The organism is Mycobacterium sp. NPDC003449, assembly GCF_053588415.1.
On record NZ_JBSFPX010000097.1, the window covers coordinates 1 to 25,535 of the forward strand.

23 protein-coding genes and 1 pseudogene are annotated in these 25,535 nt (G+C 68.4%); 18 read left to right on the forward strand and 6 right to left on the reverse strand.

The window, feature by feature from the left end; translation table 11 throughout:
- Positions 1 to 122 precede the first annotated feature (122 nt).
- Positions 123 to 629 carry an N-acetyltransferase family protein gene (locus ACWDTP_RS22595; RefSeq protein ID WP_450023861.1) on the forward strand — a complete coding sequence of 169 codons (507 nt, stop codon included), beginning with the start codon at positions 123 to 125 and terminating at the stop codon, positions 627 to 629.
- On the opposite strand, the gene ACWDTP_RS22600 is transcribed toward ACWDTP_RS22595, so the two are convergent.
- Positions 608 to 1,777, reverse strand: a complete 1,170-nt coding sequence (locus tag ACWDTP_RS22600) for a pyridoxal phosphate-dependent aminotransferase (protein ID WP_450023863.1) — start codon at positions 1,775 to 1,777, stop codon at positions 608 to 610. The two genes, ACWDTP_RS22595 and ACWDTP_RS22600, sit on opposite strands and share 22 nt — an antisense overlap.
- A 38-nt stretch (positions 1,778 to 1,815) precedes the next feature.
- Between ACWDTP_RS22600 and hutH the strand changes: the two genes are divergently transcribed.
- The gene (gene hutH / locus ACWDTP_RS22605) at positions 1,816 to 3,354 is read left to right on the forward strand and encodes a histidine ammonia-lyase (RefSeq protein ID WP_450023865.1); all 1,539 of its coding nucleotides are present in this window, start codon (positions 1,816 to 1,818) and stop codon (positions 3,352 to 3,354) included.
- On the opposite strand, the gene ACWDTP_RS22610 is transcribed toward hutH, so the two are convergent.
- On the reverse strand, positions 3,335 to 4,798 hold the full coding sequence (locus ACWDTP_RS22610; protein ID WP_450023867.1) for an aromatic amino acid lyase: 1,464 nt from the start codon (positions 4,796 to 4,798) through the stop codon (positions 3,335 to 3,337). The genes hutH and ACWDTP_RS22610 overlap by 20 nt on opposite strands.
- A gap of 122 nt (positions 4,799 to 4,920) precedes the next feature.
- Here ACWDTP_RS22610 and ACWDTP_RS22615 point away from each other — a divergent pair, with 122 nt between their 5' ends.
- Genes ACWDTP_RS22615 through hutI form a run of 9 tightly spaced genes read left to right on the forward strand, consistent with a single transcriptional unit; the run spans position 4,921 to position 14,410 of the window.
- Positions 4,921 to 5,613, forward strand: a complete 693-nt coding sequence (locus ACWDTP_RS22615) for an IclR family transcriptional regulator (protein ID WP_450023869.1) — start codon at positions 4,921 to 4,923, stop codon at positions 5,611 to 5,613.
- Positions 5,610 to 6,707, forward strand: coding sequence for an ABC transporter ATP-binding protein (locus ACWDTP_RS22620; RefSeq protein WP_450023871.1), 1,098 nt, complete (start codon positions 5,610 to 5,612; stop codon positions 6,705 to 6,707). The genes ACWDTP_RS22615 and ACWDTP_RS22620 overlap by 4 nt, the downstream gene beginning before the upstream one ends.
- A complete protein-coding gene (locus ACWDTP_RS22625; RefSeq protein WP_450023872.1) occupies positions 6,704 to 7,348 on the forward strand; it encodes an ABC transporter permease in 645 nt (214 codons plus the stop codon). Before ACWDTP_RS22620 ends, ACWDTP_RS22625 begins: the two co-directional genes overlap by 4 nt.
- Complete coding sequence (locus tag ACWDTP_RS22630) at positions 7,321 to 8,061, forward strand: ABC transporter permease (protein WP_450023874.1); 741 nt, start codon at positions 7,321 to 7,323, stop codon at positions 8,059 to 8,061. Before ACWDTP_RS22625 ends, ACWDTP_RS22630 begins: the two co-directional genes overlap by 28 nt.
- A gap of 13 nt (positions 8,062 to 8,074) precedes the next feature.
- Complete coding sequence (locus ACWDTP_RS22635; RefSeq protein WP_450023876.1) at positions 8,075 to 8,983, forward strand: ABC transporter substrate-binding protein; 909 nt, start codon at positions 8,075 to 8,077, stop codon at positions 8,981 to 8,983.
- Positions 8,984 to 9,010: 27 nt separating this feature from the next.
- Positions 9,011 to 10,681, forward strand: a complete 1,671-nt coding sequence (gene hutU / locus ACWDTP_RS22640) for a urocanate hydratase (protein WP_450023878.1) — start codon at positions 9,011 to 9,013, stop codon at positions 10,679 to 10,681.
- Positions 10,678 to 11,904: an allantoate amidohydrolase gene (locus tag ACWDTP_RS22645; RefSeq protein WP_450023880.1), complete on the forward strand. Its 1,227-nt coding sequence runs from the start codon at positions 10,678 to 10,680 to the stop codon at positions 11,902 to 11,904. Before hutU ends, ACWDTP_RS22645 begins: the two co-directional genes overlap by 4 nt.
- On the forward strand, positions 11,901 to 13,247 hold the full coding sequence (locus tag ACWDTP_RS22650) for a formimidoylglutamate deiminase (protein WP_450023882.1): 1,347 nt from the start codon (positions 11,901 to 11,903) through the stop codon (positions 13,245 to 13,247). Before ACWDTP_RS22645 ends, ACWDTP_RS22650 begins: the two co-directional genes overlap by 4 nt.
- Positions 13,244 to 14,410, forward strand: coding sequence for an imidazolonepropionase (hutI, locus tag ACWDTP_RS22655; RefSeq protein ID WP_450023884.1), 1,167 nt, complete (start codon positions 13,244 to 13,246; stop codon positions 14,408 to 14,410). Before ACWDTP_RS22650 ends, hutI begins: the two co-directional genes overlap by 4 nt.
- Before the next feature lie 22 nt (positions 14,411 to 14,432).
- Here hutI and ipdE2 read toward each other — a convergent pair whose 3' ends face one another.
- From ipdE2 to fadD3, 4 genes are read right to left on the reverse strand one after another with little or no spacing between them, the layout of a single operon-like run.
- The gene (ipdE2, locus tag ACWDTP_RS22660) at positions 14,433 to 15,368 is read right to left on the reverse strand and encodes an acyl-CoA dehydrogenase IpdE2 (RefSeq protein ID WP_450023886.1); all 936 of its coding nucleotides are present in this window, start codon (positions 15,366 to 15,368) and stop codon (positions 14,433 to 14,435) included.
- A complete protein-coding gene (locus ACWDTP_RS22665; RefSeq protein ID WP_450023888.1) occupies positions 15,368 to 16,321 on the reverse strand; it encodes an acyl-CoA dehydrogenase family protein in 954 nt (317 codons plus the stop codon). The genes ipdE2 and ACWDTP_RS22665 overlap by 1 nt, the downstream gene beginning before the upstream one ends.
- A complete protein-coding gene (locus ACWDTP_RS22670; RefSeq protein WP_450023890.1) occupies positions 16,318 to 17,460 on the reverse strand; it encodes an acyl-CoA dehydrogenase family protein in 1,143 nt (380 codons plus the stop codon). Before ACWDTP_RS22670 ends, ACWDTP_RS22665 begins: the two co-directional genes overlap by 4 nt.
- Positions 17,461 to 19,032 carry a 3-((3aS,4S,7aS)-7a-methyl-1,5-dioxo-octahydro-1H-inden-4-yl)propanoate--CoA ligase FadD3 gene (gene fadD3 / locus ACWDTP_RS22675; protein ID WP_450023892.1) on the reverse strand — a complete coding sequence of 524 codons (1,572 nt, stop codon included), beginning with the start codon at positions 19,030 to 19,032 and terminating at the stop codon, positions 17,461 to 17,463.
- A 47-nt stretch (positions 19,033 to 19,079) separates the two neighbouring features.
- On the opposite strand from fadD3, the gene ipdE1 reads away from it, so the two are divergent.
- From ipdE1 to ACWDTP_RS22710, 7 genes and pseudogenes are all read left to right on the forward strand, one after another.
- A complete protein-coding gene (ipdE1, locus tag ACWDTP_RS22680; protein WP_450023894.1) occupies positions 19,080 to 20,228 on the forward strand; it encodes an acyl-CoA dehydrogenase IpdE1 in 1,149 nt (382 codons plus the stop codon).
- Complete coding sequence (gene ipdF / locus ACWDTP_RS22685; protein ID WP_450023896.1) at positions 20,225 to 21,013, forward strand: (5R,7aS)-5-hydroxy-7a-methyl-1-oxo-2,3,5,6,7,7a-hexahydro-1H-indene-carboxyl-CoA reductase; 789 nt, start codon at positions 20,225 to 20,227, stop codon at positions 21,011 to 21,013. Before ipdE1 ends, ipdF begins: the two co-directional genes overlap by 4 nt.
- A gap of 95 nt (positions 21,014 to 21,108) precedes the next feature.
- Positions 21,109 to 21,948 (forward strand): IclR family transcriptional regulator, encoded by an 840-nt coding sequence (locus ACWDTP_RS22690; protein ID WP_450023898.1) that lies wholly within the window; start codon positions 21,109 to 21,111, stop codon positions 21,946 to 21,948.
- 123 nt (positions 21,949 to 22,071) lie between these two features.
- Positions 22,072 to 22,809, forward strand: coding sequence for an L-threonylcarbamoyladenylate synthase (locus ACWDTP_RS22695; protein ID WP_450023900.1), 738 nt, complete (start codon positions 22,072 to 22,074; stop codon positions 22,807 to 22,809).
- Between the two features lie 32 nt (positions 22,810 to 22,841).
- Positions 22,842 to 23,459, forward strand: a complete 618-nt coding sequence (gene kstR2, locus ACWDTP_RS22700) for a TetR family transcriptional regulator KstR2 (protein WP_450023902.1) — start codon at positions 22,842 to 22,844, stop codon at positions 23,457 to 23,459.
- A complete protein-coding gene (gene fadA6 / locus ACWDTP_RS22705; protein WP_450023904.1) occupies positions 23,452 to 24,600 on the forward strand; it encodes a steroid 3-ketoacyl-CoA thiolase FadA6 in 1,149 nt (382 codons plus the stop codon). The genes kstR2 and fadA6 overlap by 8 nt, the downstream gene beginning before the upstream one ends.
- 119 nt (positions 24,601 to 24,719) lie before the next feature.
- A pseudogene (locus ACWDTP_RS22710) lies at positions 24,720 to 25,409 on the forward strand (transposase); the annotation flags it as partial.
- Positions 25,410 to 25,535: the final 126 nt, after the last annotated feature.

Sequence of the window (25,535 nt, forward strand, 5' to 3'; positions counted from 1 at the left end):
CGCCAACAACTACCGCCAATGGCTAAACGCCCAGCTCACCCACGCCGCTTGACATTTAACAAAGATAGGAGCATCAAGTTATCGGGTTGCGCCAGACGGGTGCTCTTGCGAATTGTTGGGGTATGCAGATCCGACCGGCAGTAGCCGCCGACGCGCAAGAGGTCGCCGATGTGCACGTGCGAGCATGGCAGATTGGCTACCAAGGGATGCTCCCCCGGAGCTATCTCGACCGGCTGAACGCCGCTGACCGAGCAGGCCGGTACACCTTCGATGCCATGCCGCTTGACGGTCCGTACACCCTGGTGGCAACGGACCAGAGCGGCATCGGAGGCCTCGTCACGATCGGACGTTGCCGGGACGCCGACCTCCTCGATCACGGCGAGATCTGGGCGCTCTATTCTGATCCGGACCGCTGGGGTACCGGGATCGGCCGTGAGCTCATCGCCGCGGCGCGAGAGCTGCTGCACCGCAACGGTTATGCAGAAGCGGCGCTGTGGGTTCTGGAGTGCAACGCACGCGCCCGGCGGTTCTACGAAATCGACGGCTGGCATTGGGACGGCACGCATCGGACGGATGAAATAGGCGAGGTCCCGGTCGAGGATGTGCGCTACCGACGCTCGTTGACGTGACCCAGCCAGGGGCCGATCCGGCGCAGCGCCTCCTCGATGTCGGTGGTCGGGCCCGCGAACGACAGACGGACGAACGAACCGCCGCGAGCGGTGTCGAAATCGATGCCGGGTGCGATCGCAACACCGGTGTCGGCCAGCAACTTCGAGCAGAAGGACAACGAGTCGGCGGTGAAATCGCCGACGTCGGCGTACACGTAGAACGCACCGTCGGTCGGAGCCAGGCGGTCGATGCCGATCCGGCGCAGCCCGTCGAGCAGCATCCGCCGGTTCTCGGCGTAATGGGCCAGCAGACCCTCGGCCTCGGCCATCGACTCCGGGGTGAACGCGGCCAGCGCGGCCTGCTGGGCCAGCGCGGGCGGGCAGATGGTGAAGTTCCCGGTCAGGCAGTCGACCGCGCGGCGTAGACCGCCGGGTACCAGCAGCCAGCCCAACCGCCAGCCGGTCATCGCGAAGTACTTCGAGAAGCTGTTGACCACCACGGCATTCCGCGAGGTCTCCCATGCGCAACTGGTCGCGGGCGCACCCTCGTACACCAGGCCGTGGTATATCTCATCGCTGACCAGCCGGACACCCGACGCGTCGCACCACGATGCGATCGCGGCCAGTTCCTGCGGTGCGATCACGGTGCCGGTCGGATTGGCCGGGCTGGCGACGATCACGCCGGCCACCGGCGGATCGAGGGCGTCGAGCATCGCGGCAGTGGGCTGGAACCGGGTATCCGGCCCGCACGCCAGCTCCACCACCTCACAACCCAAGGCGGACAGGATGTTGCGGTAACACGGATAGCCGGGGCTCGCGATGGCGACGCGGTCGCCGGCATCGAAACAGGCCAGGAAGGTCAGCAGGAACCCGCCCGAGGAACCGGTGGTGAGGACGACATCGTCGACGCCGACCTCGATGCCGTACCTGCCGTACGACGATGCGATCGCGGTGCGCAGCTCCGGGATTCCCAGCGTCACGGTGTAGCCGAGCTGATTGTGGTTCAACGCGGCCACGGCCGCCTCGCGCACCGGCGCGGGTGCCCCGGCGCTGGGCTGGCCGGCCGACAGGTTGACCAGGTCGCCGTGGGTGCGCTGGCGTTCGGCCGCGGCCAGCCACACGTCCATCACGTAGAACGGCGGGATTCCGGCCCTGCGCGAGACATCCATCTCACCCAGGCTAAGGCACCGGCGTGCACAATCATTGGATGGCAGAGGTTGTGGTGGGAATCGGGCCGGTGAGCGCCGATGAGGTTGTGCAGGTGGCGCGGGCCGATGCGCCGGTGGTGCTCGCCGATGAGGCGGTCGAGGCGATCGCCGCCAGCCGGGCCCGGGTTGAGGCGCTGGCCGGCGACCCGACCCCGGCGTACGGCATCTCGACCGGTTTCGGCGCCCTGGCCACCCGGCACATCCCGCCCGAACTCCGAACCAAGCTGCAACGCGGCCTGATCCGTTCGCACGCGGCGGGATCGGGTCCCGAGGTCGAACGCGAGGTCATCCGGGCGATGATGCTGCTGAGGCTGTCGACGCTGGCCACCGGTCGCACCGGGGTCCGCACCGAGGTCGCCCGGCTCTACGCCGGGCTGCTGTGCGCCGGTCTGACCCCGGTGGTACACGAATACGGCAGCCTGGGGTGTTCGGGTGATCTCGCGCCGCTTGCCCACGTCGCGCTCACGATCATGGGGGAGGGCACCGTGCGCCGCGGCGACGGCGCCGTGATGCCGGCCCGGGACGCGCTCCGGGCGCACGGCCTCGTCCCGGTGACCCTGGCCGAGAAGGAGGGCCTTGCCCTGATCAACGGCACCGACGGCATGCTCGGACACCTGGTGCTCGCGCTGGCCGACCTCGACCGCCTGCTGGTGCTCGCCGATATCGCGGCGGCGATGAGCGTGGAGGGCCTGCTCGGCACCGACCGGGTGTTCGCGGCGCATCTGCAGGCCCTGCGTCCCCAGCCGGGCCAGGGCATCGCCGCGGCGAATATGACCAGGATGCTGGCCGGGTCACCGATCGTGGCCAGTCACAGTGGGCCGGACTGTCCCCTGGTCCAGGACGCCTACTCGCTGCGGTGCGCCCCGCAGGTGGCGGGCGCGGCGCGCGACACCGTGGCGCACGCCCGCTTCGTCGCGGACCGGGAATTGGCCAGCACCATCGACAATCCAGTGGTCACCGATCTCGGCACCGTCGAATCGAACGGGAACTTCCACGGTGCGCCCGTCGCCTACGTGCTGGACTTCCTGGCCATCGTCGTCGCCGATGTCGCGAGCATCAGCGAGCGCCGCACCGACCGCTTCCTCGACCCGGCGCGCAGCCACGGCCTCAACCCGTTCCTCGCCGACGATCCGGGCGTCGACAGCGGTCACATGATCGCGCAGTACACCCAGGCGGCGATCGTCTCGGAGCTCAAGCGGCTGGCCAATCCGGCCAGCGTCGACTCCATCCCGTCCTCGGCGATGCAGGAGGACCATGTCTCGATGGGCTGGTCGGCGGCCCGCAAGCTGCGCCGGGCGATCGACGGACTCGCCAGGGTGCTGTCCATCGAGATCCTCACCGCCGCAAGGGGGATCGACATGCGGGCGCCGCTGGCCCCGGCCCCGGCCACCGGCGCCGTCATCGCGGCGGTTCGCGACCGGGTGCAGGGGCCGGGGCCCGACCGCTACCTCGCACCCGATATCGAGGCGGTGCTCGGGCTGGTGCGTGACGGCTCGTTGACCGCGGCGGCCGAGTCGGTCACCGGACGTCTGGGCTGAGGTCGTCGGGCACCAGACTGCCGATATCGTCGAGCAGCAGCTGGGCCGCGCTGAGGTCGCCGCGCAGGTCGCGGTCGTCGTCGTCCCATGGCAGGTCCGCGGCCAGCGCCAGCGCCGCACCGGCCACCCCGGTGAACCGGTCCTGGAGTCGCCGCTGACGCAGCAGCCGCACCCCGCCGACCAGTTCGCAGCACAACAACACCCGGTAGGCGGCCACCGACCGTTCAAGTTGTAGTGCGCTCTGCGAGGCGAAGGTGGCGTCCTCCTCCATCCCCCTGGAGAGCACCAGGGTCCCGACGGATGCCGGTTGCGCCGCGGCGCGGATCTCGGCGATCGCCCCCGCGGCCACGTACTCGACCATCATCAGGCCCGACGACCCATCCTCGCTGACCGCGAGAAAGGCGTTGCGGTCGTTGGTCTCCGGATCGTTGAGCATCCGGATCCGGGAATGCGTGATGGGCGCGGTCAACGCCAACGCGAGTGTGGTCCCGTCGAGTTCGAGAGATAACGACGCCTGGTAGAACGCGCCGTGATGGATCACCTGTCCGCCGTCGATGTCGAACAGCGGATTCTCCTGCGCCGTGTTCAGCGTGCGTTCCAACTGTCCGACAAGGGAACCCAGTGAGGCGACGGCGCTGGCCTGCGCGACCGGGTACACCCGCAGCCCGTACGGGTCCTGGATGCGCGCCGGGGTGTGGTCGGGCCGTCCGGCGCCCGCCAGCAGCGATCGCAACCGGCCGGCGACGGCCTCCACCTGTGGCGCGGCGGCGGCCCGTGCGGCGGCTTCCGAGAACGCCGACGGATTGCCGTTCAGCGCAAGGAAACTCAGCAGGTAGATGACGCTGGAGGCGCGTTCGAGGCGGGCCAGCTCGGACACCGCGAGGCAACTGCGCCCGACGGTCAGTGCACTGCTGCTCATGAACGGCAGCGCGCTGTCGGCGCCCCATGGCGCCATCGCGGGCAACGGTGCGGTGGCAGGCCGTTCGCCGATCAGGGTCAGTGCGGTACCGGCGAGCGCGGCCAGGTCTCCGGTTCCGATCGACGCGTAGTGCAGAAGTTCCGGCAGCGCGTCGGAATTGAGCATCCGTTCCAGGCCGCCAAGGATTTCGGGATCGAGTCCCGCCCCCGGGACGCACAGCTGGATCAGTCGCACCGCCAGCATCGCCCGGACCGTGCGGCCGTCCAGCGGATCGCCCGCGTCGGCGGCGTGACTGCGCAGCAGGCGCATCCCGTAGTCGTGGTCGTCGGGCGGTACCGGGGTGCTGCGGTTGGCGCCGACGCCGGTGGTGCGGCCGTAGGTGGGGAAACGGGTGCTGAGGTCGGCGGCCCGGGCATGCGCGAGGCGGACCGCCTCGAGCACGGGCGGTGAGATCGACACCTGCTCGCGCCGGTCGGCGAGGGCGACCACGTCGGCAATTGTGCTCATCCCGGTCAGCACAACCATGCAATTCTCCTCAATCTCTACCCCTTGCGAGCGTCAGGGCCTATCATCGCCCAAGATCAGAAATGCCGCTAGATAGAAATTGAATTCCATCAGATGGCAAACGAGCTCGGAAGGGGATCGAATTGGCCGAAGCATCCACCCGGACCGTGGAACGCGCGCTCGCCCTGCTCGCGACCATCTGCGATCGGGGCAGCGCGAATCTCGCCGACAGCTCGCGGGATTGCGACCTCGCACCGAGCACCGCGCTGCGGCTGCTGCGGACCCTGGAGCACACCGGTTTCATTGCCAAGGACGATGCGGGCATCTACCGCCCGGGGAGCCGGATCATCCAGCTCGGCGCCACCGCGCTGAGCAGTGAATCGTTGGTCGACCTGGCCCGGCCGGTGATGGAGCAGCTGGTCGGGCAGACCGGTGAGTCGGTCTATCTGTCCGTCGAAGGGCACGCCGCGACCGCGCTCTACATCGGCATCGTGCAGGGAACCCACTCGGTCCGGCACACCAGCTGGGTTGGGCGGACCATTCCGCTGGACATATCGGCCGCGGGGCATGCGCTTCGCGGCGTCGTCAACGCCGACGGTTACGTGGTCATCGAACGTGGGGTCGAGGCCGACGTGACGGCCATCGCCTGCCCGCTGTACTCGCAGGCGCGCATCGTCGCGGCGCTGAGTGTCGTCGTTCCGAGCTACCGGCTCACCGGGCCGGATGCCGCCCGGTACGGCGAACTGCTGGTCTCGGCGGCGGCCGAGGTGTCCGCCCGGCTGAGCCGTCCCCCGAATTCAGGTCCGGCGAACGCCGAAGAAGAGAGCCAGCCATGATCACATTCGACAACGTCTCCAAGGTGTATCCGGACGGCACCGTGGCCGTCGACCAGCTCACCATCACCGCACCGAGCGGCAAGATCACGACCCTGGTCGGTCCGTCCGGATGCGGTAAGACCACCTCGATGCGGATGATCAACCGCCTGATCGACCCCAGCGCGGGCACCATCGAACTCGACGGGGTCGACACCGCGACCCTCGACCGGGTCGCACTGCGCCGCCGGATCGGCTACGTCATCCAGAATGCCGGCCTGTTCCCGCATCGCACCGTGGTGGACAACGTGGCCGCGCTGCCCCGGCTGCTTGGCGGCGGCAAGAAAGAAACCCGGTCCACGGCAATGGAACTGCTGGAGCGGGTGGGCCTGGACGCCAAGTTCGCCAGGCGCTATCCGTGGCAGCTGTCCGGCGGCCAGCAGCAGCGCGTCGGGGTGGCCCGCGCACTGGCCACCGACCCGCCCTTCCTGTTGATGGACGAACCGTTCAGCGCAGTCGACCCGATCGTGCGCAACCAGCTGCAGGACGAGTTCCTGCGGCTGCAGGCCGATATCTCCAAGACCATCGTGATGGTCACCCACGACATCGACGAAGCGCTCAAGCTGGGGGATCAGGTGGTGGTGCTGCGTCAGGGCGGGACCCTGGCCCAGGCGGCGACACCCGCCGAGCTGCTCGCCGCCCCGCAGGACGGGTTCGTCGCCGACTTCGTCGGTTCCGCCCGCGGGTACCGCGCGCTCGGCTTTCACCACCCCGACGAGCTGCTCGACCTCACCGACGAGCCGACTATTACGGTGGGACAGGAAGTTTCGAGCGTCTCCTCGGCCAACGGACGATGGGTGCTCGCGGTCGACGACGGCAACGCACCGATCGGCTGGGTCGACACCGCGACGGTGTCCGGCGACCACGTCGGCGCGGGCGATGTGAACCTATGCGCCACGTCGGCCCGCCGCGGCGACCCGCTGCGGGACCTGCTCAACTCGGCGTTGTCGAGCCCGAGCGGACGCTGCGTGGTCACCGACGAATCCGGCGTGCTGCTCGGGACCGCCACCGACCACGACGTGATCGACGCGATCCGGCGAGCGAAGGAATCCGGATGAACTGGATCTCGTCGAACCTCGACCGCATCGTGGCCCTGACGATCAGCCACACCTGGCTCACGCTGGTGCCGACCGTGATCGGGCTGCTGCTGGCCCTGCCGCTGGGCTGGTGGGCGCACCGGTCGGGCCGCGGCTACCCGGCCATCGTCGGCACCGCGGGCCTGCTCTACACGATCCCGTCGCTGGCCCTGTTCATCCTGCTGCCGGTGCTGCTCGGCACCAAGATCCTCGATCCGGTCAACATCGTTGTGGCGCTGTCGCTTTACACCGTGGCGCTGCTGGTCCGGGTCGTCGCCGACGGGCTCGCCTCGGTGCCGCACGATACCGTGGCGGCGGCCGAGGCCATGGGCTACCGCGGCTGGCAGCGACTGCTGCTGGTCGAGCTGCCCGTCGCGGTGCCGGTGATCGCGGCGGGTCTGCGGGTCGCGGTGGTGTCCAACGTCAGCATCGTCACGATGGCCGCCCTGCTGGGCATCCCCCAACTGGGATCGCTGTTCACCCAGGGGTTCCAGCTGCGGCTCTACGTTCCGCTCATCACCGGTGTGGTGCTGTGCGTCGTCCTCGCCGTCATCTTCGATGGCCTGATCATCTGGCTGAACAAACTCGCCACCCCGTGGCGGCAGCGGACGGTGACCAGATGAACATCGTCGGCTGGTTCACCGACCCGGCACACTGGACCGGCTCGGACGGCATCCCCACCCAGGTCGGCTATCACCTGCTGTACTCGGTCCTCGCGCTCCTGGTCGCGCTGGCGATCGCGGTGCCACTGGGCATCTTCATCGGCTACACCGGCAGGGGCGAGGCGCTGGTCGCCGGATTCGCCAATGCCCTGCGGGCCCTGCCGAGCCTGGGCCTGCTGGTCCTGCTGTTCCTGATCTTCGCCCCGGTCGTGGACGGCAAGCTGGTCTATGTCCTGCCGACCATCGTCGTCCTGGTCCTGCTCGCGGTTCCGCCGATCCTGACCGGAACCTACGCGGGCATTCAGAGCGCCGGCCCGGACGCCGTCGGCGCGGCCAGGGGAATGGGTTTCACCAGACGCCAGATCCTGCTGCGGGTTCAGCTGCCCTGCGCGCTGCCATTGCTGATCTCCGGGATCAGGAGTTCGACCCTGCAGATCGTCTCGACCGCGACCGTGGCCGCCTACCTCGGGCTGCAGGGCCTCGGACGGTTCATCCTCGATGGCCGGGCGCAGGCCAGCTTCGCCGAAATGGCCGGCGGTGCCATCCTGGTCGCGATTCTCGCGCTCATCCTCGAACTCGGCTTCGCCTGGCTGGGCCGGATCATCGTGTCGCCGGGGCTGCGCCGCGTCGCGCCGAAATCCGGTTCATCCGTTGCCGTCCCGGCCGCCACCTGACTCTAGGAGATCCATGCGCAGACTCATGAAGCTCGCCGCTCTGGGTGCGGTGCTGGCGCTGGCGGCGTGCGGCCTCGGCAGCGACCCGCTTTCCGGGGACGGCAACAACGCCGGATCGCCGGGCTCCCAGATCATCATCGGCTCCGCCGACTTCACCGAAAGCCAGCTGATCGCCAGCATCTACTCGCAGGCCCTGCAGGCCAAGGGGGTGAAAGTGGTCGAACAACTCAACATCGGCAGCCGGGAGGTGTACGTCGCCGCGCTGAAGGACACCTCGATCGACCTGGTGCCGGAATACTCCGGGGCCTTCCTGCACTACCTCGATCCGAATTCGACCGCCGCGACACCGGAGGCGGTCACCGGCGAGCTCGAAGCCAAGCTGCCCGCCGGGATCACCATGCTCACACCGTCGCCCGCAGAGGACAAGGACGTGATCGCGGTGACCAGGGCCACCGCCGACAAGTACCACCTGGCCAAGATCTCCGACCTGGCGCCCGTCGCAGGCGAATTCGTGCTCGGTGGACCCGCCGAGTGGAAGTCCCGCAAGCAGGGCGTGATCGGTCTGCGGGACGTGTACGGGCTGAACTTCAAGGAATTCGTCAGCCTCGACGCCGGTGGCACGCTGATCATGACGGCGCTGACCAACGGGCAGATCCAGGCAGGCGACCTGTTCAGCACCGACCCCGGGCTCGTCGCGAACAACCTTGTCGCCCTTGACGACGACAAATCGCTGTTCGCCGCGGAGAACGTGGTGCCGCTGATCAAGAAGGCCAAACTCACCGACACCGTGCGGACCGCACTCGACGACGTGTCGGCGAAACTCACCACGGCGGACCTCGTCACGATGAACGCCGAAGCCGCCACCGGAGCCAACCTCTCCGCTATCGCCGAAAAATGGCTGGCCGACGCCCGCCTCAGCTGACCCCCGCACCGACACGAAGGATCACCCATGACGACGAACACCGGCCCACGCCCGGTCCGAGCCCCGCGCGGAACCGAAATCACCTGCAAGGGATGGCAACAGGAAGCCGCACTGCGGATGCTGATGAACAACCTCGACACCGAGGTCGCCGAACACCCCGATGACCTGGTCGTCTACGGCGGCACCGGCCGGGCCGCGCGGAGCTGGCAGGCCTTCGACGCCATCGTCGCCACCCTGCGCTCCCTCGAGGACGACGAGACGATGCTCATCCAATCCGGCAAGCCGGTCGGGGTCTTCCGCACCAACGAGTGGTCGCCCCGGGTGCTGCTGGCCAACTCGAACCTGGTCGGGGACTGGGCCACCTGGGAACAGTTCCGCAAGCTCGAGGCCGAGGGTTTGATGATGTACGGCCAGATGACCGCGGGCTCGTGGATCTACATCGGCACCCAGGGCATCCTGCAGGGCACGTTCGAGACCTTCGGCGCCGTGGCACGCAAGAGGTTCGGCGGCACCCTGGCCGGCACCATCACCCTGACCGCGGGCCTCGGCGGGATGGGTGGCGCGCAGCCGCTCGCGGTCACCATGAACGACGGCGTGGCGATCTGTGTCGACTGCGACCAGACCCGCATCGACCGGCGCATCGCGCACCGCTACCTGGATACCAAGGCCGCCGACATCGACGAGGCCGTGGCGATGGCGGTGCAAGCCCGGGATGACAAGCGGCCGTTGTCGATCGGCCTGGTCGGCAACGCCGCCGAGGTCTTCCCCGAGCTGCTGGCCCGGGAGGCGCCGATCGACATCGTCACCGATCAGACCTCGGCACACGATCCACTGGCCTACCTTCCGCTGGGCATCGACTTCGACGATATGAAGAAGATGTCGGAGAAGGACCCCGTCTACTTCACCGAACAGGCCGAGCTGTCGATGGCCAAACACGTCGAGGCGATGGTCGGGTTCATGGACCGCGGGGCCGAGGTCTTCGACTACGGCAACTCGATCCGCGACGAGGCCCGCAAGGCCGGATACGACCGCGCGTTCGCGTTTCCCGGATTCGTGCCCGCCTACATCCGGCCGCAGTTCGAGGAGGGCCTCGGTCCGTTCCGGTGGGCCGCGCTGTCCGGCGATCCCAAGGACATCGCCGCGACCGACCGGGCCATCCTCGAGTTGTTCCCGGACAACGCCCACCTGCGCCGCTGGATCACCATGGCCGGAGAGAAGGTGGCCTTCGAAGGGCTGCCCGCGCGGATCTGCTGGCTCGGCTACGGCGAGCGGCACCGGGCCGGTCTGCGGTTCAACGAGATGGTCGCCTCCGGTGAGCTTTCGGCGCCGATCGTGATCGGCCGCGACCACCTCGATTCCGGGTCGGTGGCGTCGCCGTACCGCGAAACCGAGGCCATGCTGGACGGATCGGATGCGATCGCCGACTGGCCGTTGCTCAACGCACTGGTCAACACCGCATCCGGGGCGTCGTGGGTGTCGATCCATCACGGTGGCGGGGTCGGGATGGGGCGGTCGATCCATGCCGGCCAGGTGTGCGTCGCCGACGGCACCGAGCTGGCCGCCCGGAAACTGGCCACGGTGCTGACCAACGATCCCGGGATGGGGGTGATCCGGCACGTCGACGCCGGATACCCCCGTGCCGCCGAGGTCGCCCGCGAACGCGGGGTCCGGATCCCGATGTGGGAGAACGCATCATGACGGCCTTCGACACGCTGTGGCCGACGATCCTCGACGTCGGGCGCAACCCCGACACCGGCGGCTACCGCCGGTTCGCCTGGTCGGACGCCGATATGACATTGCGGGAATGGTTCGTCGGGGAATCCGATCGGCGCGGTATGGACGTCGACGTCGACCGCAACGGCAACCTGTGGGCCTGGTGGCTGCCACCGCACTGGTCCGGGGATCCGCGCGGCGCGTTCGTGACCGGATCCCACCTCGATTCGGTGCCCGACGGCGGGGCGTTCGACGGCCCACTCGGGGTGGTGTCGGCGTTCGCCGCGGTGGACACCCTGCGGTCCCGCGGTGTGGTGCCCACCATTCCGGTCGGGGTGGTGGCCTTCTCCGACGAGGAGGGGGCGCGGTTCGGTGTGGCCTGTGTCGGATCGCAGTTGACGACCGGTGAGCTGACCCCGGACCGGGCCAGGGGGCTGCGGGATATCGACGGAATCACGTTGGCGGAGGCGCTCACCCGGGTCGGCCGCAATCCGGAGCATCTCGGTGCCGATCCGGGTCTGGCCGACCGGGTGGGTGTGTTCGTCGAACTGCATGTGGAGCAGGGCCGGGCGCTGGACCTGGTGGATGCCCCGCTCGCGGTGGCATCGTCGATCTGGCCGCACGGGCGGTGGGAGTTCAGCTTCGGTGGCGAGGCCAATCATGCGGGGGCCACCCGGCTGATCGACCGGCGCGATCCGATGCTCGCCTTCGCATCGTCGGTGCACTCGGCGCGGATCGAGGCCGCCGCGCTCGGCGCGGTCGCCACGTTCGGCAAGGTGCTCGTCTCACCCAACGGCGCCAACGCGATCCCGTCGCAGGTCCGGGCCTGGCTGGATGCGAGGGCACCGGACGAGGCGACCCTGACGGCGTTGGTCGACCGGATCACCGCGCAGGCCCACCACCACGCCGCCACCGGCTCGATCGACCTGGATGTGCTGGCCGAATCCATCACGCCGATAGTCGAATTCCCTCAGGAGCCTCGGGACCGGCTGCGCAAGGCGCTCGGCCATCTCGGCGACATCCCGGTGCTGCCGACCGCGGCGGGCCACGACGCCGGAATCCTGTCCGCCAGGGTCCCGACGGCGATGCTGTTCGTGCGCAACCCGACCGGTGTCTCGCATTCACCCGCCGAACACGCCGAACCGGCCGACTGCAACCGCGGGGCCGACGCGCTCGCCGATGTCATGGCCGACTGGGTGAGCGCGTGACCGATTGGTGGTGTGAGTACGCCCGGCTCGGTGGGGACACTGTCGAGGCGGGGGTGCTGATCTCGGTGACGGGCGGGCGGATCACCTCGATACAGTCCGGCGTATCGTCCGATGCGATCCCGAATCGGCTGCGTGGACTGGTCATACCCGGGATGGCGAATGCACATTCGCACGCATTCCACCGTGCGCTACGGGCTCGCACGCAACGTGACCGAGGATCGTTCTGGACCTGGCGCGATCTGATGTACCGGGCCGCTGACCGGCTCGATCCGGACCGGTACCGGGCCCTGGCCCGCGGCGTGTACGCCGAGATGGTGCTCGCCGGCATCACGTCCGTCGGTGAATTCCACTATCTGCACCACGACGTCGGGGGGCAGCGCTACGCCGATCCGAATGCGATGGGGCACGCCCTGATCGACGCCGCCGCAGATGCGGGGTTGCGGCTCACCCTGCTCGACACCTGCTATCTCAGCTCGGCTGCCGATGGGGCGCCGCTGCACGACGGGACCCAGCGACGTTTCGGCGACGGCAGCGGGGCGGCCTGGGCGGAGCGTGTCGAGGCATTGCATCAGGAGACTCATGCGCGGCCGGGGGTTCTGGTCGGTGCGGCACTGCATTCCGTGCGGGGCGTCCCCGTCGAGCAGATGCCCGCCGTTGTCGACTGGGCCGATACCCACGGCGCACCACTGCACGTGCACTCATCGGAGCAGCGGGCCGAGATCGACCAGTGCGTCGCGGTTCACGGGCGGACCCCGACGGCCGTGCTGCGCGATGCGGGGGCGCTCGGACCGCGGACCACCGCCGTGCACGCCACCCACCTGACCCCCGGGGATATCGCCGACCTGGATGCGACGTCGACCGGGGTGTGTTTCTGCCCGACCACCGAACGCGACCTCGGGGACGGAATCGGCCCGGCACCGGCGCTGCTGGAGGCGAAGGGGCTGTTCAGCCTCGGCTCGGACAGCCACGCGGTGATCGATATGTTGGAGGAGGCCAGGGCCGTGGAACTCGACGAACGGCTGTCCTCCCGGCGGCGCGGTGTCCTGGCCGCGACACACCTGCTGGAAGCGGCGACCGTGGGCGGGCAGCATGCCCTCGGCTGGACCGATGCGGGCGTCCTGCGGACCGGTGCGCGCGCCGATCTCGTTGCCGTCGACATCGATTCGGTACGGACCGCGGGCGGCGGCGCATCGGTGGAGACCGCGGTCTTCGCCGCATCCGCGGCTGATGTCACCGATGTGGTGATCGACGGCCGGGTGGTGGTGGCCGACCGCCGACACGTCGAGGTGGATGCCGCCGCCGAACTGGGTTCGGTGATCTCCGATCTGATGGGAGCGCTGTGAGCACGCTGTACACCGGTATCGCCGAACTGGTGACCAATGATCCGGCCCAGGGCGACGGCAGCCCACTGGGCGTGATGGCCGACGCCGCCGTCGTCGTCGACGGCGAGGCCATCGCGTGGGTCGGGCGAGCAACCGGCGCACCGGATGCCGATGCGCGGGTGGACTGCGGCGGGGTGAGCGTCATACCCGGCTTCGTCGACAGCCATGCCCATCTGGTGTTCGCCGGTGAACGCTCCCCGGAGTTCGCGGCGCGGATGAGCGGGACACCCTATGCGGCAGGCGGGATCGCGACGACGGTCTCGGCGACTCGCGCCGCTACCGACGCCGCGCTGACCGCGCGGGTCGGCCGGCTGGCCGCCGAACTGCGGGCGGCGGGCGTGACCACCTTCGAAACCAAGAGCGGGTACGGCCTGACGGTCGCCGACGAGGTCCGCTGCCTGGCCGTCGCACGCGAGTTCACCGACGAGACCACCTTTCTCGGCGCGCATGTGGTGCCCGCCGAGTACCGTGACGACCGCGAGGGCTATATCGGTCTGGTCACCGGGCCGATGCTCGACGCCTGCGCCCCGGCGGCGCGGTGGATCGACGTGTTCTGTGACCGCGGGGCGTTCGACGTCGACGAGTCCCGGGTCATTCTGCGTGCGGGCATCGAGGCCGGTCTGCTGCCCCGGGTACACGCCGGTCAGCTCGGTCCCAGCGGCGGGATCCAGATGGCGGTCGAACTGGGGGCGGCGTCGGTCGACCACTGCACCTATGCCACCGACGCCGACATCGAGGCGCTGGCCGCCGGTGCCACGGTCGCGACCTTGCTGCCCGGAGCGGAGTTCTCGACCAGGGCGCAGTGGCCGGATGCCCGCAGAATGTTCGATGCCGGCGTCACGGTGGCGATCGCCACCGACTGCAACCCGGGCACCTCGTTCACCACGAGCATGGCGTTCTGCATCGCCGTCGCCGTCAGGGATATGAATTTCACCCCGGCACAGGCGTTGTGGTCGGCCACCGCCGGTGGTGCGGCGGCACTGCGGCGCACCGACGTCGGCGTGTTGTCGCCGGGTAAGCGGGCCGATTTCGTCTGCCTCGACGCACCGTCGTACGTCCATCTGGCCTACCGGCCGGGTGTGCCGTTGACCCGGGACGTGGTCGCCAACGGCCGAGCCGCCTAAAACACTTCGGCGGCCGAGCCGCCTAAAATACCTCCGCTTCGAGCTTGCGCAGCTGTTCGCGCGGCGGGCCGAGTAGCTGGGCGCTGCCGTGGGCCCGCTTGAAATACAGCTGGATGTCGTGTTCCCAGGTGATCGCGATTCCACCATGCATCTGGACGGCTTCCGCGGCGACCGCGGACAGTGCCTCGCTGGCGAAGTACCGGGCCAGGGCCGCGGTGCTGGGCGCCGGGTCGGCGATCGCATCGTTGACGACGGCACGGGCCGAGACCACCTTGACGTACAGGTCGGCCATCCGGTGTTTGAGCGCCTGGAAGCTGCCGATCGGGCGCCCGAACTGCACCCGGTCCTTGGTGTAGGCGACCGTGAGGTCCAGGCAACGCGACGCCGCACCGATCTGTTCGGCGGCCAGCAGCAGGGCCGCGGTGTCGGCCAGGCCGGGGTCCGCGCCGAGCGCGCTCGTCTCGCCGGGCGTGACCGACGACAACCGTCGGGTCAGGTCCATGGTGGGTTTCGCGAGTGCGGTGAATGTGGTCCAGCGGGTGAGGTTTTCGCCGTCCGCGGCGATCACGACGTCGGCGATGTCCCCGTTGATGGCGTATTCCGGATCGAATACCACGGTGCCGATCGAGCTGCCCTCGGCGAGCGGTTCGAGCGGTCCGTGTTCCCCGGCCGCGAGCAGCGCCAACTCCGCCAGCGTGGTGCCGAGCAGGGGAGTGGGCACCAGGGCCTTGCCGAGTTCCTCGAGGGCCACGGCGGCGTCGGCCAGTGCGCCACCGGCGCCACCCAGCTCCTCGGGAACCACCAGCGCGGCGACGCCCACCTGCTCGCACAGCAGCTGCCACAGCTTCTCGTCGTAACCGCGGTCGGACTCCATCGCGGCGCGCACCGTTTCGGGTGACGCATGCTTGTCGACCAGCGCGGCAACGGTTTCGCGCAGCAGTTGGCGTTCTTCGCTCATCAGAGGGCCTCCAATACCCGCCGGCGGTGCAGTGCCGGATCGCCCCAGGCCGAACGCAGGGCCTGGGCCCTGAGTAGCAGGAGGGACAGATCGTGTTCCTGGGTGAACCCGATCGCCCCGTGCGTCTGAAGCGCGGTTCGTGCGGCGAGCAGCGCCGCGTCGGCGGCGGCCACCTTGGCCGCGCTGACATCCCGCGCGGTGTCGGGTGAGCCTCCGGCCAGCGACAGCGCGGCCCCGTACACCAACGGTCGAGCCAGCTCGACGGCGATGTGTACGTCGGCCAGCTTATGTTTGACGGCCTGATAGGAACCGATGATTCGGCCGAACTGGGTGCGCTGCTGGGCGTATTCGACGGACTGGTCGAGCATGGCCTGGCCCGCGCCCACCAACTGTGCGGCGGTGGCCAGCACACCGAACTCGTACGCGCGTGCGGTGTCGGCGGCCCGGGCTTCCCCGGTCGCGGTGACGTCGTACAACGTGCGGGCGGGGTCGACGGACTCCTGCCTGGTACCGGCCGTTGCGTCGCGCACCTCGCCGTTCTCGGCCAGCAGGACGAGACCGGCGAATTCGGCGTCCACGGCGCGCGGCACCTGCGGTGGCCGCGCGACGGTGGCGATCAGGTCGCCCGACGCCAACGCCGACGATCGTTGGTCTTCGGCGAGCAAAATCGGTGCGACGGCGATGGATTCGGCGACCGGTCCTGGCACCGCCCACGCGCCGAGCCGTTCGGCGGCGACCACCAGGTCGACCGGGTGTGCGCCGATCCCGTCGAATTCCTCGGGGACCAGCAGCGCGGTGACCCCCAGGTCGGCCAGCGCCGACCACACCTTGCGACCAGGTGCGGTGTCACCGGCCGACCAGGCGCGGACCGCGGCGGGAACATCGGCGGCGCCGAGCGCGGCGTCGATGCTCGCGGCGAAATCGCGCTGTTGTTCGTCCACCTCGAAGTTCACTTGGCCTGCCCCTGACTCTCCCGAGGCAGGCCCAGCAGCCGCTCGGCGATGATATTGCGCTGGATCTCGTTGGTGCCGGCATAGATCGGGCCGCCGAGGGCGAACAACAAGCCTTCCGTCCAATTGCCTGCGAGTTCGGCATCCGCGCCACTCAAGTCGAGCGCGGTTTGATGTAGCGCGACATCCAGGTCCGACCAGAACACCTTGGTCACAGAGGATTCCGCACCCAGTTCGCCGCCGCCCGCCAGCCTGGTCACCGTGCCGAACGTGTGCAGCCGGTAGGCCTGCGCCTTGATCCAGGCGTCGGCGACGCGGTCGGTGAACACCGGGTCGGGATTGCTCTTCCACTGCGCGACGAGCCGTTCGGCGGGAGCCAGGAAGCGGGCCGGGCTGCGCAGCGACATACCGCGCTCGTTACTCGATGTGCTCATCGCGGCGCGCCAGCCGTCGTGCACTCCGCCGATCACATCGTTATCGGGCACGAACACGTCGTCGAGGAAGATCTCCCCGAACCCGGTGTCGCCGCCGAGCTGGGCGATCGGGCGCACCGTGACGCCTTCGGCCTTGAGGTCGAACATGAAGTAGGTGAGGCCCTTGTGCCGCTGAGCCTGCGGGTCGGAGCGGAACAGCCCGAACCCGCGCTCGCCGAACGGGGCCCGCGAGCTCCAGATCTTCTGACCGTTGAGCTTCCAGCCACCTTCGCACCTGGTGGCCGTGGATCGCAGCGAGGCCAGATCGCTGCCCGATTCGGGCTCGGACCAGGCCTGGGCCCAGATCTCGTCACCGCTAGCCATTTTCGGCAGTACCCGGTCGAGTTGCTCCTCGGTGCCGTGCGCGAAAAGCGTCGGGGCCAGCATCGAGGTGCCGTTGGCGCTGGCCCGGCCCGGCGCCCCGGCGCGGAAGTACTCCTCCTCGAACACCACCCACTGCAGCAGGGTCGCGTCGCGGCCGCCGTACTTCTCGGGCCAGGCGATCACCGACAGCCCGGCGTCGAAAAGCACCTTGTCCCAGCGGCGATGCTGCTCGAACCCGTCGCGCGTGTCGTAGGACTTGGTCGGGAACGAATCCCGGTTGGCCGTGAGGAACTCACGGACTTCGGCCCGAAACGCCTCGGTGTCCTCGTCGAAACTCAGATCCATTTACACCGCTTCTCCCGCACTCAACGATCTCAACTCAGGTTTGACCACTTTGCCGCCCGGATTGCGGGGCAAGGTGTCAAGGAACTCCACCGACCGCGGCACCTTGAAATTGGCCAGATGCTCACGGGTGTAGGCGATCACCGTCGCCTCATCCAGCGTCGCACCGGCTTTGGCCACCACGAACGCCTTACCCACCTCGCCGAGCCGTTCGTCGGCGACCCCGATCACCGCGGCCTCCGCCACCCCGTCCAGCCGAGCCAGCACCTGTTCGATCTCCGCCGGGTACACGTTGAACCCGCCGCAGATGTACATATCCTTGAGCCGATCGGTGATGGTGAGATTGCCTGCGGGGTCCAGTGTTCCGATATCACCGGTGTGCAGCCACCCGTCGCCGTCGATGGCGGCGGCGGTGGCATCCGGATCGTCAAGATAGCCCAGCATGACGTTCGGCCCGCGCAGCAGCACCTCACCCGAGTCGTCGAGACGCAGCTCGAAATCGGCGATGGGACGCCCGCAGGTGGTGGCGACCGTCACGGCGTCGTCGTCGGGCCTGCACATGGTGCCGAACCCGGCGGCCTCGGTCAGGCCGTAGGCGGTCAACACGATGTCGATGTCGAGTTCGGTCTGCATCCGTTCGATCAGCACCACCGGGACCACCGCGGCGCCGGTGACCGCGAACCGCAGCGACCCGAGGTCGTAGTCGCCGCGGCGGGGATGGTCCAGCAGGGTCTGGTAGATGGTCGGCGGCCCGGGCAGTACCGTGATGGCGTGCTCGGAAACGGCTTTCATGGTCTGCTCCGGATCGAACGTCACCTGCGGGATGAGGGTCGCACCGCTCTGCAGGCAGGCCAGGATGCCGGCCTTGTAGCCGAAGTTGTGGAAGAACGGGTTGATGCACAGGTAGCGGTCGGCGCTGCTGAGTTCACCGCAGCCGGCCCACGCGGCCGATCCGTCCAGCGACTGCCGGTGCGCGCAGCGCACCCCCTTGCTCCGGCCGGTGGTGCCTGAGGTGAACAGGATGTCGGAGACGTCGTCGGGCCGCACCGCGGCCGCGCGGGCGTCGACCGCCTCCAGATCGGTGCCGCGGGCGATGAACTCGTCCCAGGTTCCGTCGGCTTCCTCCACCGGCACCCGCACGATGTGCCGCAGGGTGCTCAAGGCCTCGCGGTCCAGCTCGGCTGTCTTGTCGGCGCCCAGGAATTTCCCCGCGGCGATCAGCAGCGGGGCCTCGGTGCGGGCCAGAATGTCGGTGGCCTCGCGGGCGGTGTAGCGGGTGTTGAGTGGCACCACGACCCCGCCGGCGTAATGGGTGGCCAGGCAGGCCACCACCCAGTGCCAGGTGTTGGGCGACCATATCCCGACCCGGTCCCCGGGCTGCACGCCGAGCGCGATCATCGCGGCGGCGGCTTGGCGGACCTCGGTGCGCAGTTGTCGGTAAGTCAGCCGACGGTCGCCGCCGACGACGGCATCATGGTCGGAAAACTGCACGGCAATCCGGTCCAGCACTGCCGGAACGGTTCTGATCCCCCGGTCGCTACGCTCCTGCCCGCCGGTGCGCAGATCGCTCGTCATCGATGCTCCCTCAACAAAGCAAGTGCTTGGTAGGTTAGCCTACAGGGGTGATAGAGGTCCAGAAGTTCCGGGCCGAGGTCCGCCAGTGGCTCGCCGACAATCTCGTCGGTGAATTCGCCGCGCTCAAGGGCCTGGGCGGACCGGGTCGTGAACACGAGGCGTTCGAGGAACGCCGGGCGTGGAATCAGCATCTCGCCGCGGCGGGCCTGACCTGCCTCGGCTGGCCGGTCGAGCACGGTGGCCGCGGGTTGTCGGTGGCGCACCGGGTCGCGTTCTACGAGGAGTACGCCCGCGCCGACGCCCCGGACAAGGTGAACCACTTCGGTGAAGAGCTGCTCGGGCCGACCCTCATCGAGTACGGCACTCCCGAACAGCAGCAGCGGTTCCTGCCCAGGATCCTCGACGTGACCGAGCTGTGGTCGCAGGGTTATTCCGAGCCTGGCGCGGGCAGCGACCTGGCGAACGTGTCCACGGCCGCCGAGCTGGTCGGCGACGAATGGGTGATAAACGGCCAGAAGGTGTGGACGTCGCTGGCGCACTGGGCGCAATGGTGCTTCGTGGTGGCCCGCACCGAGAAGGGCTCCAAACGTCACGCCGGGTTGTCCTACCTGCTGGTTCCGCTCGATCAGCCGGGCGTCGAGATCCGGCCGATCATCCAGCTCACCGGGGACTCCGAGTTCAACGAGGTGTTCTTCGACGACGCCCGCACCGAGGCCGGCCTGGTGGTGGGGCAGCCCGGCGACGGCTGGCGGGTGGCGATGGGCACGCTGACCTTCGAGCGCGGGGTGTCCACCCTCGGCCAGCAGATCCGCTATGCCCGTGAGCATTCCAACCTGGTCGAGCTGGCCAAACGCACCGGCGCCGCCGACGATCCGGTGATCCGGGAACGGCTCACCCAATCGTGGACCGGCCTGAAGGCCATGCGGTCGTACGCGCTGGCCACCATGGACGTCGAGCAGCCGGGGCAAGATAACGTGTCAAAGCTGTTGTGGGCCAACTGGCATCGCGAACTCGGTGAGATCGCGATGGAGGTACGGGGTGTGGCCGGCCTGACCCTCGACAACGGCGAGTTCGACGAATGGCAGCGGCTGTACCTGTTTTCCCGTTCGGACACCATCTACGGCGGATCCAATGAGATCCAGCGCAACATCATCGCCGAGCGGGTGCTCGGCCTACCCAGGGAGTTGAAGGGTTGAACCTCACCGACGTTCCGAAAGAGATTGACGGACACGGACTTCTGACCGGCAAGGTGGTCCTGGTGACCGCGGCGGCCGGCACCGGTATCGGTTCGGCGACCGCGCGTCGCGCGCTGGCCGAGGGTGCCGACGTGGTGGTGTCCGACTACCACGAGCGCCGGCTGACCGAGACCCGCGACGAACTGGCCGCGCTCGGCCTTGGCCGCGTCGAGTCGGTGGTGTGCGACGTGACGTCGACCGAGGCGGTTGACGCACTGATCACCTCGACAATCGAGCGGGCCGGGCGACTGGACGTGCTGGTCAACAACGCCGGGCTGGGTGGGCAGACCTCGGTGATCGATATGACTGACGACGAGTGGGACCGGGTCCTCAACGTCACGCTGTCCTCGGTCATGCGGGCCACCCGCGCCGCACTGCGCTACTTCCGCGGTGTCGAGCACGGCGGCGTCATCGTCAACAACGCCAGCGTCCTGGGCTGGCGCGCGCAACATTCGCAGTCCCACTACGCCGCCGCCAAGGCCGGCGTGATGGCGCTGACCCGGTGCAGCGCGATCGAAGCCGTCGAACACGGTGTCCGGATCAACGCGGTCTCGCCGAGCATCGCCCGGCACAAGTTCCTGGAGAAGACGTCGTCCTCGGAGCTGCTGGACCGGCTGTCCTCCGACGAGGCGTTCGGTCGGGCCGCCGAGCCGTGGGAGATCGCCGCCACCATCGCGTTCCTGGCCAGTGACTACTCCAGCTACCTGACCGGTGAAGTGATCTCGGTGTCCAGCCAGCGGGCCTGATCTCAGCCACCGACCGTTGTCGGGCCGGTCAGCGCTGGACACCGGCCGTCGCACGGGGCACAGTTGGTTTCACATTTTGAAACCAACGAGGTGTGGTGACCGGGTCTCGACAAGCCGGCGACAGCGCAAGGCCGGATATTCTGCGGCGGTCCCTACGTGTGCTCGAAGCGCTGGCCGGGATGGAACAACCCGCCGGCCTCCTGGCCATCGCCGCGGCGGTGGGCCTGTCCAAGGCCGGTGCGTACCGGGTGCTTCGCACCCTGCAGGACGAGGGCTACGTCGACCATCTCGGCCGCCGCGGGTACCGGATCGGGAGCCGATCGATCGCCCTCGCGTCGCTGATCGGTCCACGCCCGGCCCTGCTGCGACGGGCGCGCCCGGTGCTGTCCAAGCTCGTCGTCACGGCCCAGGCCACCGCAACCCTGCATCTGCGCAGCGGCGAGCACCGGGTACTGGTGCTCGGCTCCGAGCCGAGCACCGACTCGAAGCGACGCAGTGTCCAGGTCGGTGAGCGGGCCCCGCTCACGTCCGGGTGCAGCGGGCGGGCCATCCTGGCCCACCTGCCGGCAGACGAAGCCGCCAAGGTGATCGACACCCATGTTCGCGGCCGGAAACGTGCGGCGATCGAGCGCGAACTCGACACCATCCGCGCCGATGGCTATGCCCTGTCGTTCAGCGACAACCACCCCCACTTCAACGGGATCGGCGTCGCGCTGCTCGACCCCGACGACGCCTTCCCGCTCGGGTCGATCGCCATCGCCGGCCCCGATGAGCGGCTGCCCGAGGAGACGCTGCGTCGGCTCGCGCAGCCGTTGACGTCCGCGTGCCGACAGCTCGCCCCGCACCTGGCCACCGTGCTCGGGCCCAATTCCTCGATCCGCCTCGAATCCCTCGACGTCACCATCCAGGACTTCATCGAAACCGCGGACGGGTAACCCGGCGCGAACGACCTGCATGGTTGCGGGAGCTGAAACTTAGCTGGTGCCGGCAGGCTCGACGATCTTATGGTTCGCAAAACCCTTGTGGTTTCACCGATATCAAGGCGAGCGGAGAGCTGTATGAGCAGGTATGACATCCCAGGCGATGCCCGGCGGATCTACGAGACCGTGACATCCGGGGGTGCGGTGATAATGCCCGGCGACATCGGCTATGGAGCTATGGCCAGCTCGTCCGAGGCGCTGCTGCGACTCTTCCGGGCCAAACAACGCGCACCGCACAAGCGGCATGCGATGGCGGGCAGCTACGCGCTCCACCGCGAGGTTCACCAGCTCGGCGGGCGTGAGCACGACATCATCGACGCCGTCGTGCTCGATGCGGGGCTGCCGCTCTGCGTGGTCGGCCCCTACGACGCCTCGCACCCGGTGGTGGCCGCCATCGAATCCGAGACGCTCAAGGCCAGCACCGTCGGTGGCACCCTCGCGATGCTGGTGAACGGCGGCGCGCTGCAGGAAGCGGTGGTCCGGATCGCCCACGGTGCCGGGGTTCCGTTGCTCGGGTCGTCGGCGAATCTCACCGGTACCGGCACGAAGTTCCGCGTGCAGGACATCCAGCAGCCCATCCTCGACGCGGTCGATCTGGTCGTCGACTACGGACTGCGCAAGTATCACCATTACCGCCGCTCATCGACCATCATCGACTTCTCCACGATGGAGGTTGTCCGGATGGGGTCGTGCTACGAGCTGATCAGCGACATATGTGTGAACCAGTTCGGCATCACCCTGCCGGCCGACCCCGGTCGGGAGGCGCTGCCCTCGGGTCATATCCGCGAACAGGCGGTGAGCACCACCCGAACGTGACCTAGCAAGCGCTTGGTTGCTATGCTGGGTCGATGGAGCCGGATACGCCCAGCCAGCCGGCAAGTCGCCGCGACGAACTTCTGCGGCTCGCCGCGACGATGTTCGCCGAACGGGGCCTGAAGGCGACGACGGTCCGCGATATCGCCGACTCCGCGGGCATCCTGTCGGGAAGCCTCTATCACCACTTCAAGTCCAAAGAGCAGATGGTCGAGGAGGTGTTGAGGGACTTCCTGGACTGGCTGTTCGCCCGCTACCAGGAGGTCATGGACTCCGCACCGAGTCCCCTCGACCGGCTCAAAGGCCTGTTCATGGCGTCGTTCGAGGCCATCGAGCACCGGCACGCCCAGGTGGTGATCTACCAGGACGAGGCGAAGCGGCTGTCCTCACAGCCGCAGTTCGCCTTCGTCGAGGCGCGCAACAAAGAGCAGCGCAAAATGTGGGTGGACATCCTGCAGGCGGGCGTCGCCGACGGATCGCTGCGGCCCGACCTCGACGTCGACCTGGTGTACCGGTTCATCCGCGACACCACCTGGGTTTCGGTCCGCTGGTATCAGCCGGGTGGGCCGCTCACGGCCGAGCAGGTCGGCCGGCAGTACCTCGCCATCGTTCTCGGCGGAATCACCGTGTCAAAGGAGACCAACCATGCCTGAGGCTTACATCGTCGACGCCGTACGCACCCCGGTCGGTAAGAAGAAGGGGTCGCTGGCTCAGGTGCACCCGATCGACCTCGGTGTGCACGTGTTTCGCAGCATCTTCGATCGCAACGACGTCGACCCGGGCGTGGTGGACGATGTCATCGTCGGCTGCGTCGACGCCATCGGCGGGCAGGCAGGCAATATCGGACGCAACGCCTGGCTGGCGGCGGGCTATCCCGAAGAGGTTCCCGGGGTCACCGTCGACCGCCAGTGCGGCTCCAGTCAGCAGGCCATTTCCTTTGGCGCCCAGGCGATCCTGTCGGGCACCGCGGACGTCATCCTGGCCGGCGGTATGCAGAACATGAGCTGGGTGCCGATCTCGTCGGCGATGATCCTCGGCAAGGAGCTCGGGTTCAGCACGCCCACAGCGGAATCCGAGAGCTGGCGGCACCGCTACGGCGATCAGGAGATCTCGCAGTTCCACGGGTCCGAGCTGATCGCCGAGCGCTGGAACATCTCCCGCGAGGAGATGGAGCAGTTCGCCCTGGCCAGCCACCAGCGGGCGTTCGCCGCGATCCGGGCCGGTCATTTCGACAACGAGATCGTCCCGGTGGGGGAATTCGGCGTCGACGAGGGCCCACGCGAGACCACGCTGGAGAAAATGGCCTCGCTGCAGCCGCTGGTCGAGGGTGGTCGGCTGACCGCCGCGCTGGCCAGCCAGATCTCGGACGGTTCGAGCGCCGTGCTGCTGGCCTCCGAACGGGCGGTCAAGGAACACAACCTGACCCCCCGCGCGCGCATCCATCACATCAGCGCCAGGGGCGCCGACCCGGTGATGATGCTGACCGGTCCGATCCCGGCCACGCAGCACGCGCTGGAGAAGACCGGGCTCTCGATCGACGATATCGACACCGTCGAGATCAACGAGGCGTTCGCCCCCGTGGTGCTGGCCTGGCTCAAGGAGACCAAGGCCGACCCGGAGAAGGTGAACCCGAGCGGTGGCGCGATCGCGCTGGGCCACCCGCTGGGCGCGACCGGAGCCAAACTGTTCGCCACCATGCTCAACACGCTGGAGCGGACCGGCGGCCGCTACGGGCTGCAGACCATGTGTGAGGGCGGCGGCACCGCCAACGTCACCATCATCGAGCGCCTCTAGTCCCCCGCGAGCAGACGCAAACCTGCCCAGTTTTCGGGCTGTTGCGAAATTGGTAGTTGATCGGCGGTGCTCGGTATGTCGTGGCCGGGGTTGGGTGTTGTGGCGGCGATGATGTGTTGGTGGCCAAGGGATATCGCCCGGTGGAGCGTGATCAGCAGTTTTTGATGCCGGAATGTATGCGGGAGTGGTTGCCGGCGTCGGATCCGGTGTGGCTGGTGATCAAGGTGGTCGAGGATCTGGATACGTCGCGGTTGCATGCTGTGCGGCGCACGGGTGGGGCGGGTCGCGCCGGGTATGACCCGGACATGTTGTTGACCCTGGTGATCTGGTCGTGGGCGCAGGGGGTGCGTTCGTCGCGGGTGATCGAGCGGTTGTGTCAGCGTGATGTGGCGTATCGGATCATTTGCGCGGGGGACGCGCCGGATCATGTGACGATCTCGCGGTTTCGTGCGCAGGCCGCCGAGGTCTGTGAGGAGTTGTTCGCGCAGGTGTTGGGGTTGTGTGCCCGGTTGGGGATGGGCGTGTTGGGGGTGGTGGCCATCGATTCGGTCAAGATCGCCTCGAATGCCTCACTGAGCGCTAGTCGCAGCGAGGAGGGGCTGGTCAAGGCCGCCGCTGAGCAGGCTGGCATCGATGCGCAGCGGGCGGGTGAGCTGGCCGCGAAGGCGGCGGCTGAGCATGCGGCCACCGACGCCGCCGAGGACGAGTTGTATGGGCCGGGCCGGCGGGGCGATGAGGTACCCGCCGATCTGGTGGATCCCAGTTCACGGGCCCGACGCATCGCTGAGGCGATCGAGCAGTTGAAGGCCGATACCGCTGCCGGCGGCGCGGACCGGCAGGCGGGAGCCTGTCAAGTTGTTTGTGTAAGTAGTTGTGCTGGTTGGGTTAGAGGTAGGGGTTGATTCGTTCGGGGTAGGCCAGGGCGAGTTGGGCGA

Coding starts and splice junctions, on each gene's coding strand:
- ACWDTP_RS22600 (WP_450023863.1), bottom strand. CDS start 1,777: ATGGATGTCTCGCGCAGGGCCGGAATCCCGCCGTTCTACGTGATGGAC.
- ACWDTP_RS22670 (WP_450023890.1), bottom strand. CDS start 17,460: ATGGATCTGAGTTTCGACGAGGACACCGAGGCGTTTCGGGCCGAAGTC.
- ACWDTP_RS22620 (WP_450023871.1), top strand. CDS start 5,610: ATGATCACATTCGACAACGTCTCCAAGGTGTATCCGGACGGCACCGTG.
- ACWDTP_RS22595 (WP_450023861.1), top strand. CDS start 123: ATGCAGATCCGACCGGCAGTAGCCGCCGACGCGCAAGAGGTCGCCGAT.
- fadD3 (WP_450023892.1), bottom strand. CDS start 19,032: ATGACGAGCGATCTGCGCACCGGCGGGCAGGAGCGTAGCGACCGGGGG.
- ACWDTP_RS22635 (WP_450023876.1), top strand. CDS start 8,075: ATGCGCAGACTCATGAAGCTCGCCGCTCTGGGTGCGGTGCTGGCGCTG.
- ACWDTP_RS22610 (WP_450023867.1), bottom strand. CDS start 4,798: ATGGTTGTGCTGACCGGGATGAGCACAATTGCCGACGTGGTCGCCCTC.
- ACWDTP_RS22645 (WP_450023880.1), top strand. CDS start 10,678: ATGACGGCCTTCGACACGCTGTGGCCGACGATCCTCGACGTCGGGCGC.
- ACWDTP_RS22625 (WP_450023872.1), top strand. CDS start 6,704: ATGAACTGGATCTCGTCGAACCTCGACCGCATCGTGGCCCTGACGATC.
- kstR2 (WP_450023902.1), top strand. CDS start 22,842: ATGGAGCCGGATACGCCCAGCCAGCCGGCAAGTCGCCGCGACGAACTT.
- ipdE2 (WP_450023886.1), bottom strand. CDS start 15,368: ATGAGCGAAGAACGCCAACTGCTGCGCGAAACCGTTGCCGCGCTGGTC.
- hutU (WP_450023878.1), top strand. CDS start 9,011: ATGACGACGAACACCGGCCCACGCCCGGTCCGAGCCCCGCGCGGAACC.
- fadA6 (WP_450023904.1), top strand. CDS start 23,452: ATGCCTGAGGCTTACATCGTCGACGCCGTACGCACCCCGGTCGGTAAG.
- ACWDTP_RS22695 (WP_450023900.1), top strand. CDS start 22,072: ATGAGCAGGTATGACATCCCAGGCGATGCCCGGCGGATCTACGAGACC.
- hutH (WP_450023865.1), top strand. CDS start 1,816: ATGGCAGAGGTTGTGGTGGGAATCGGGCCGGTGAGCGCCGATGAGGTT.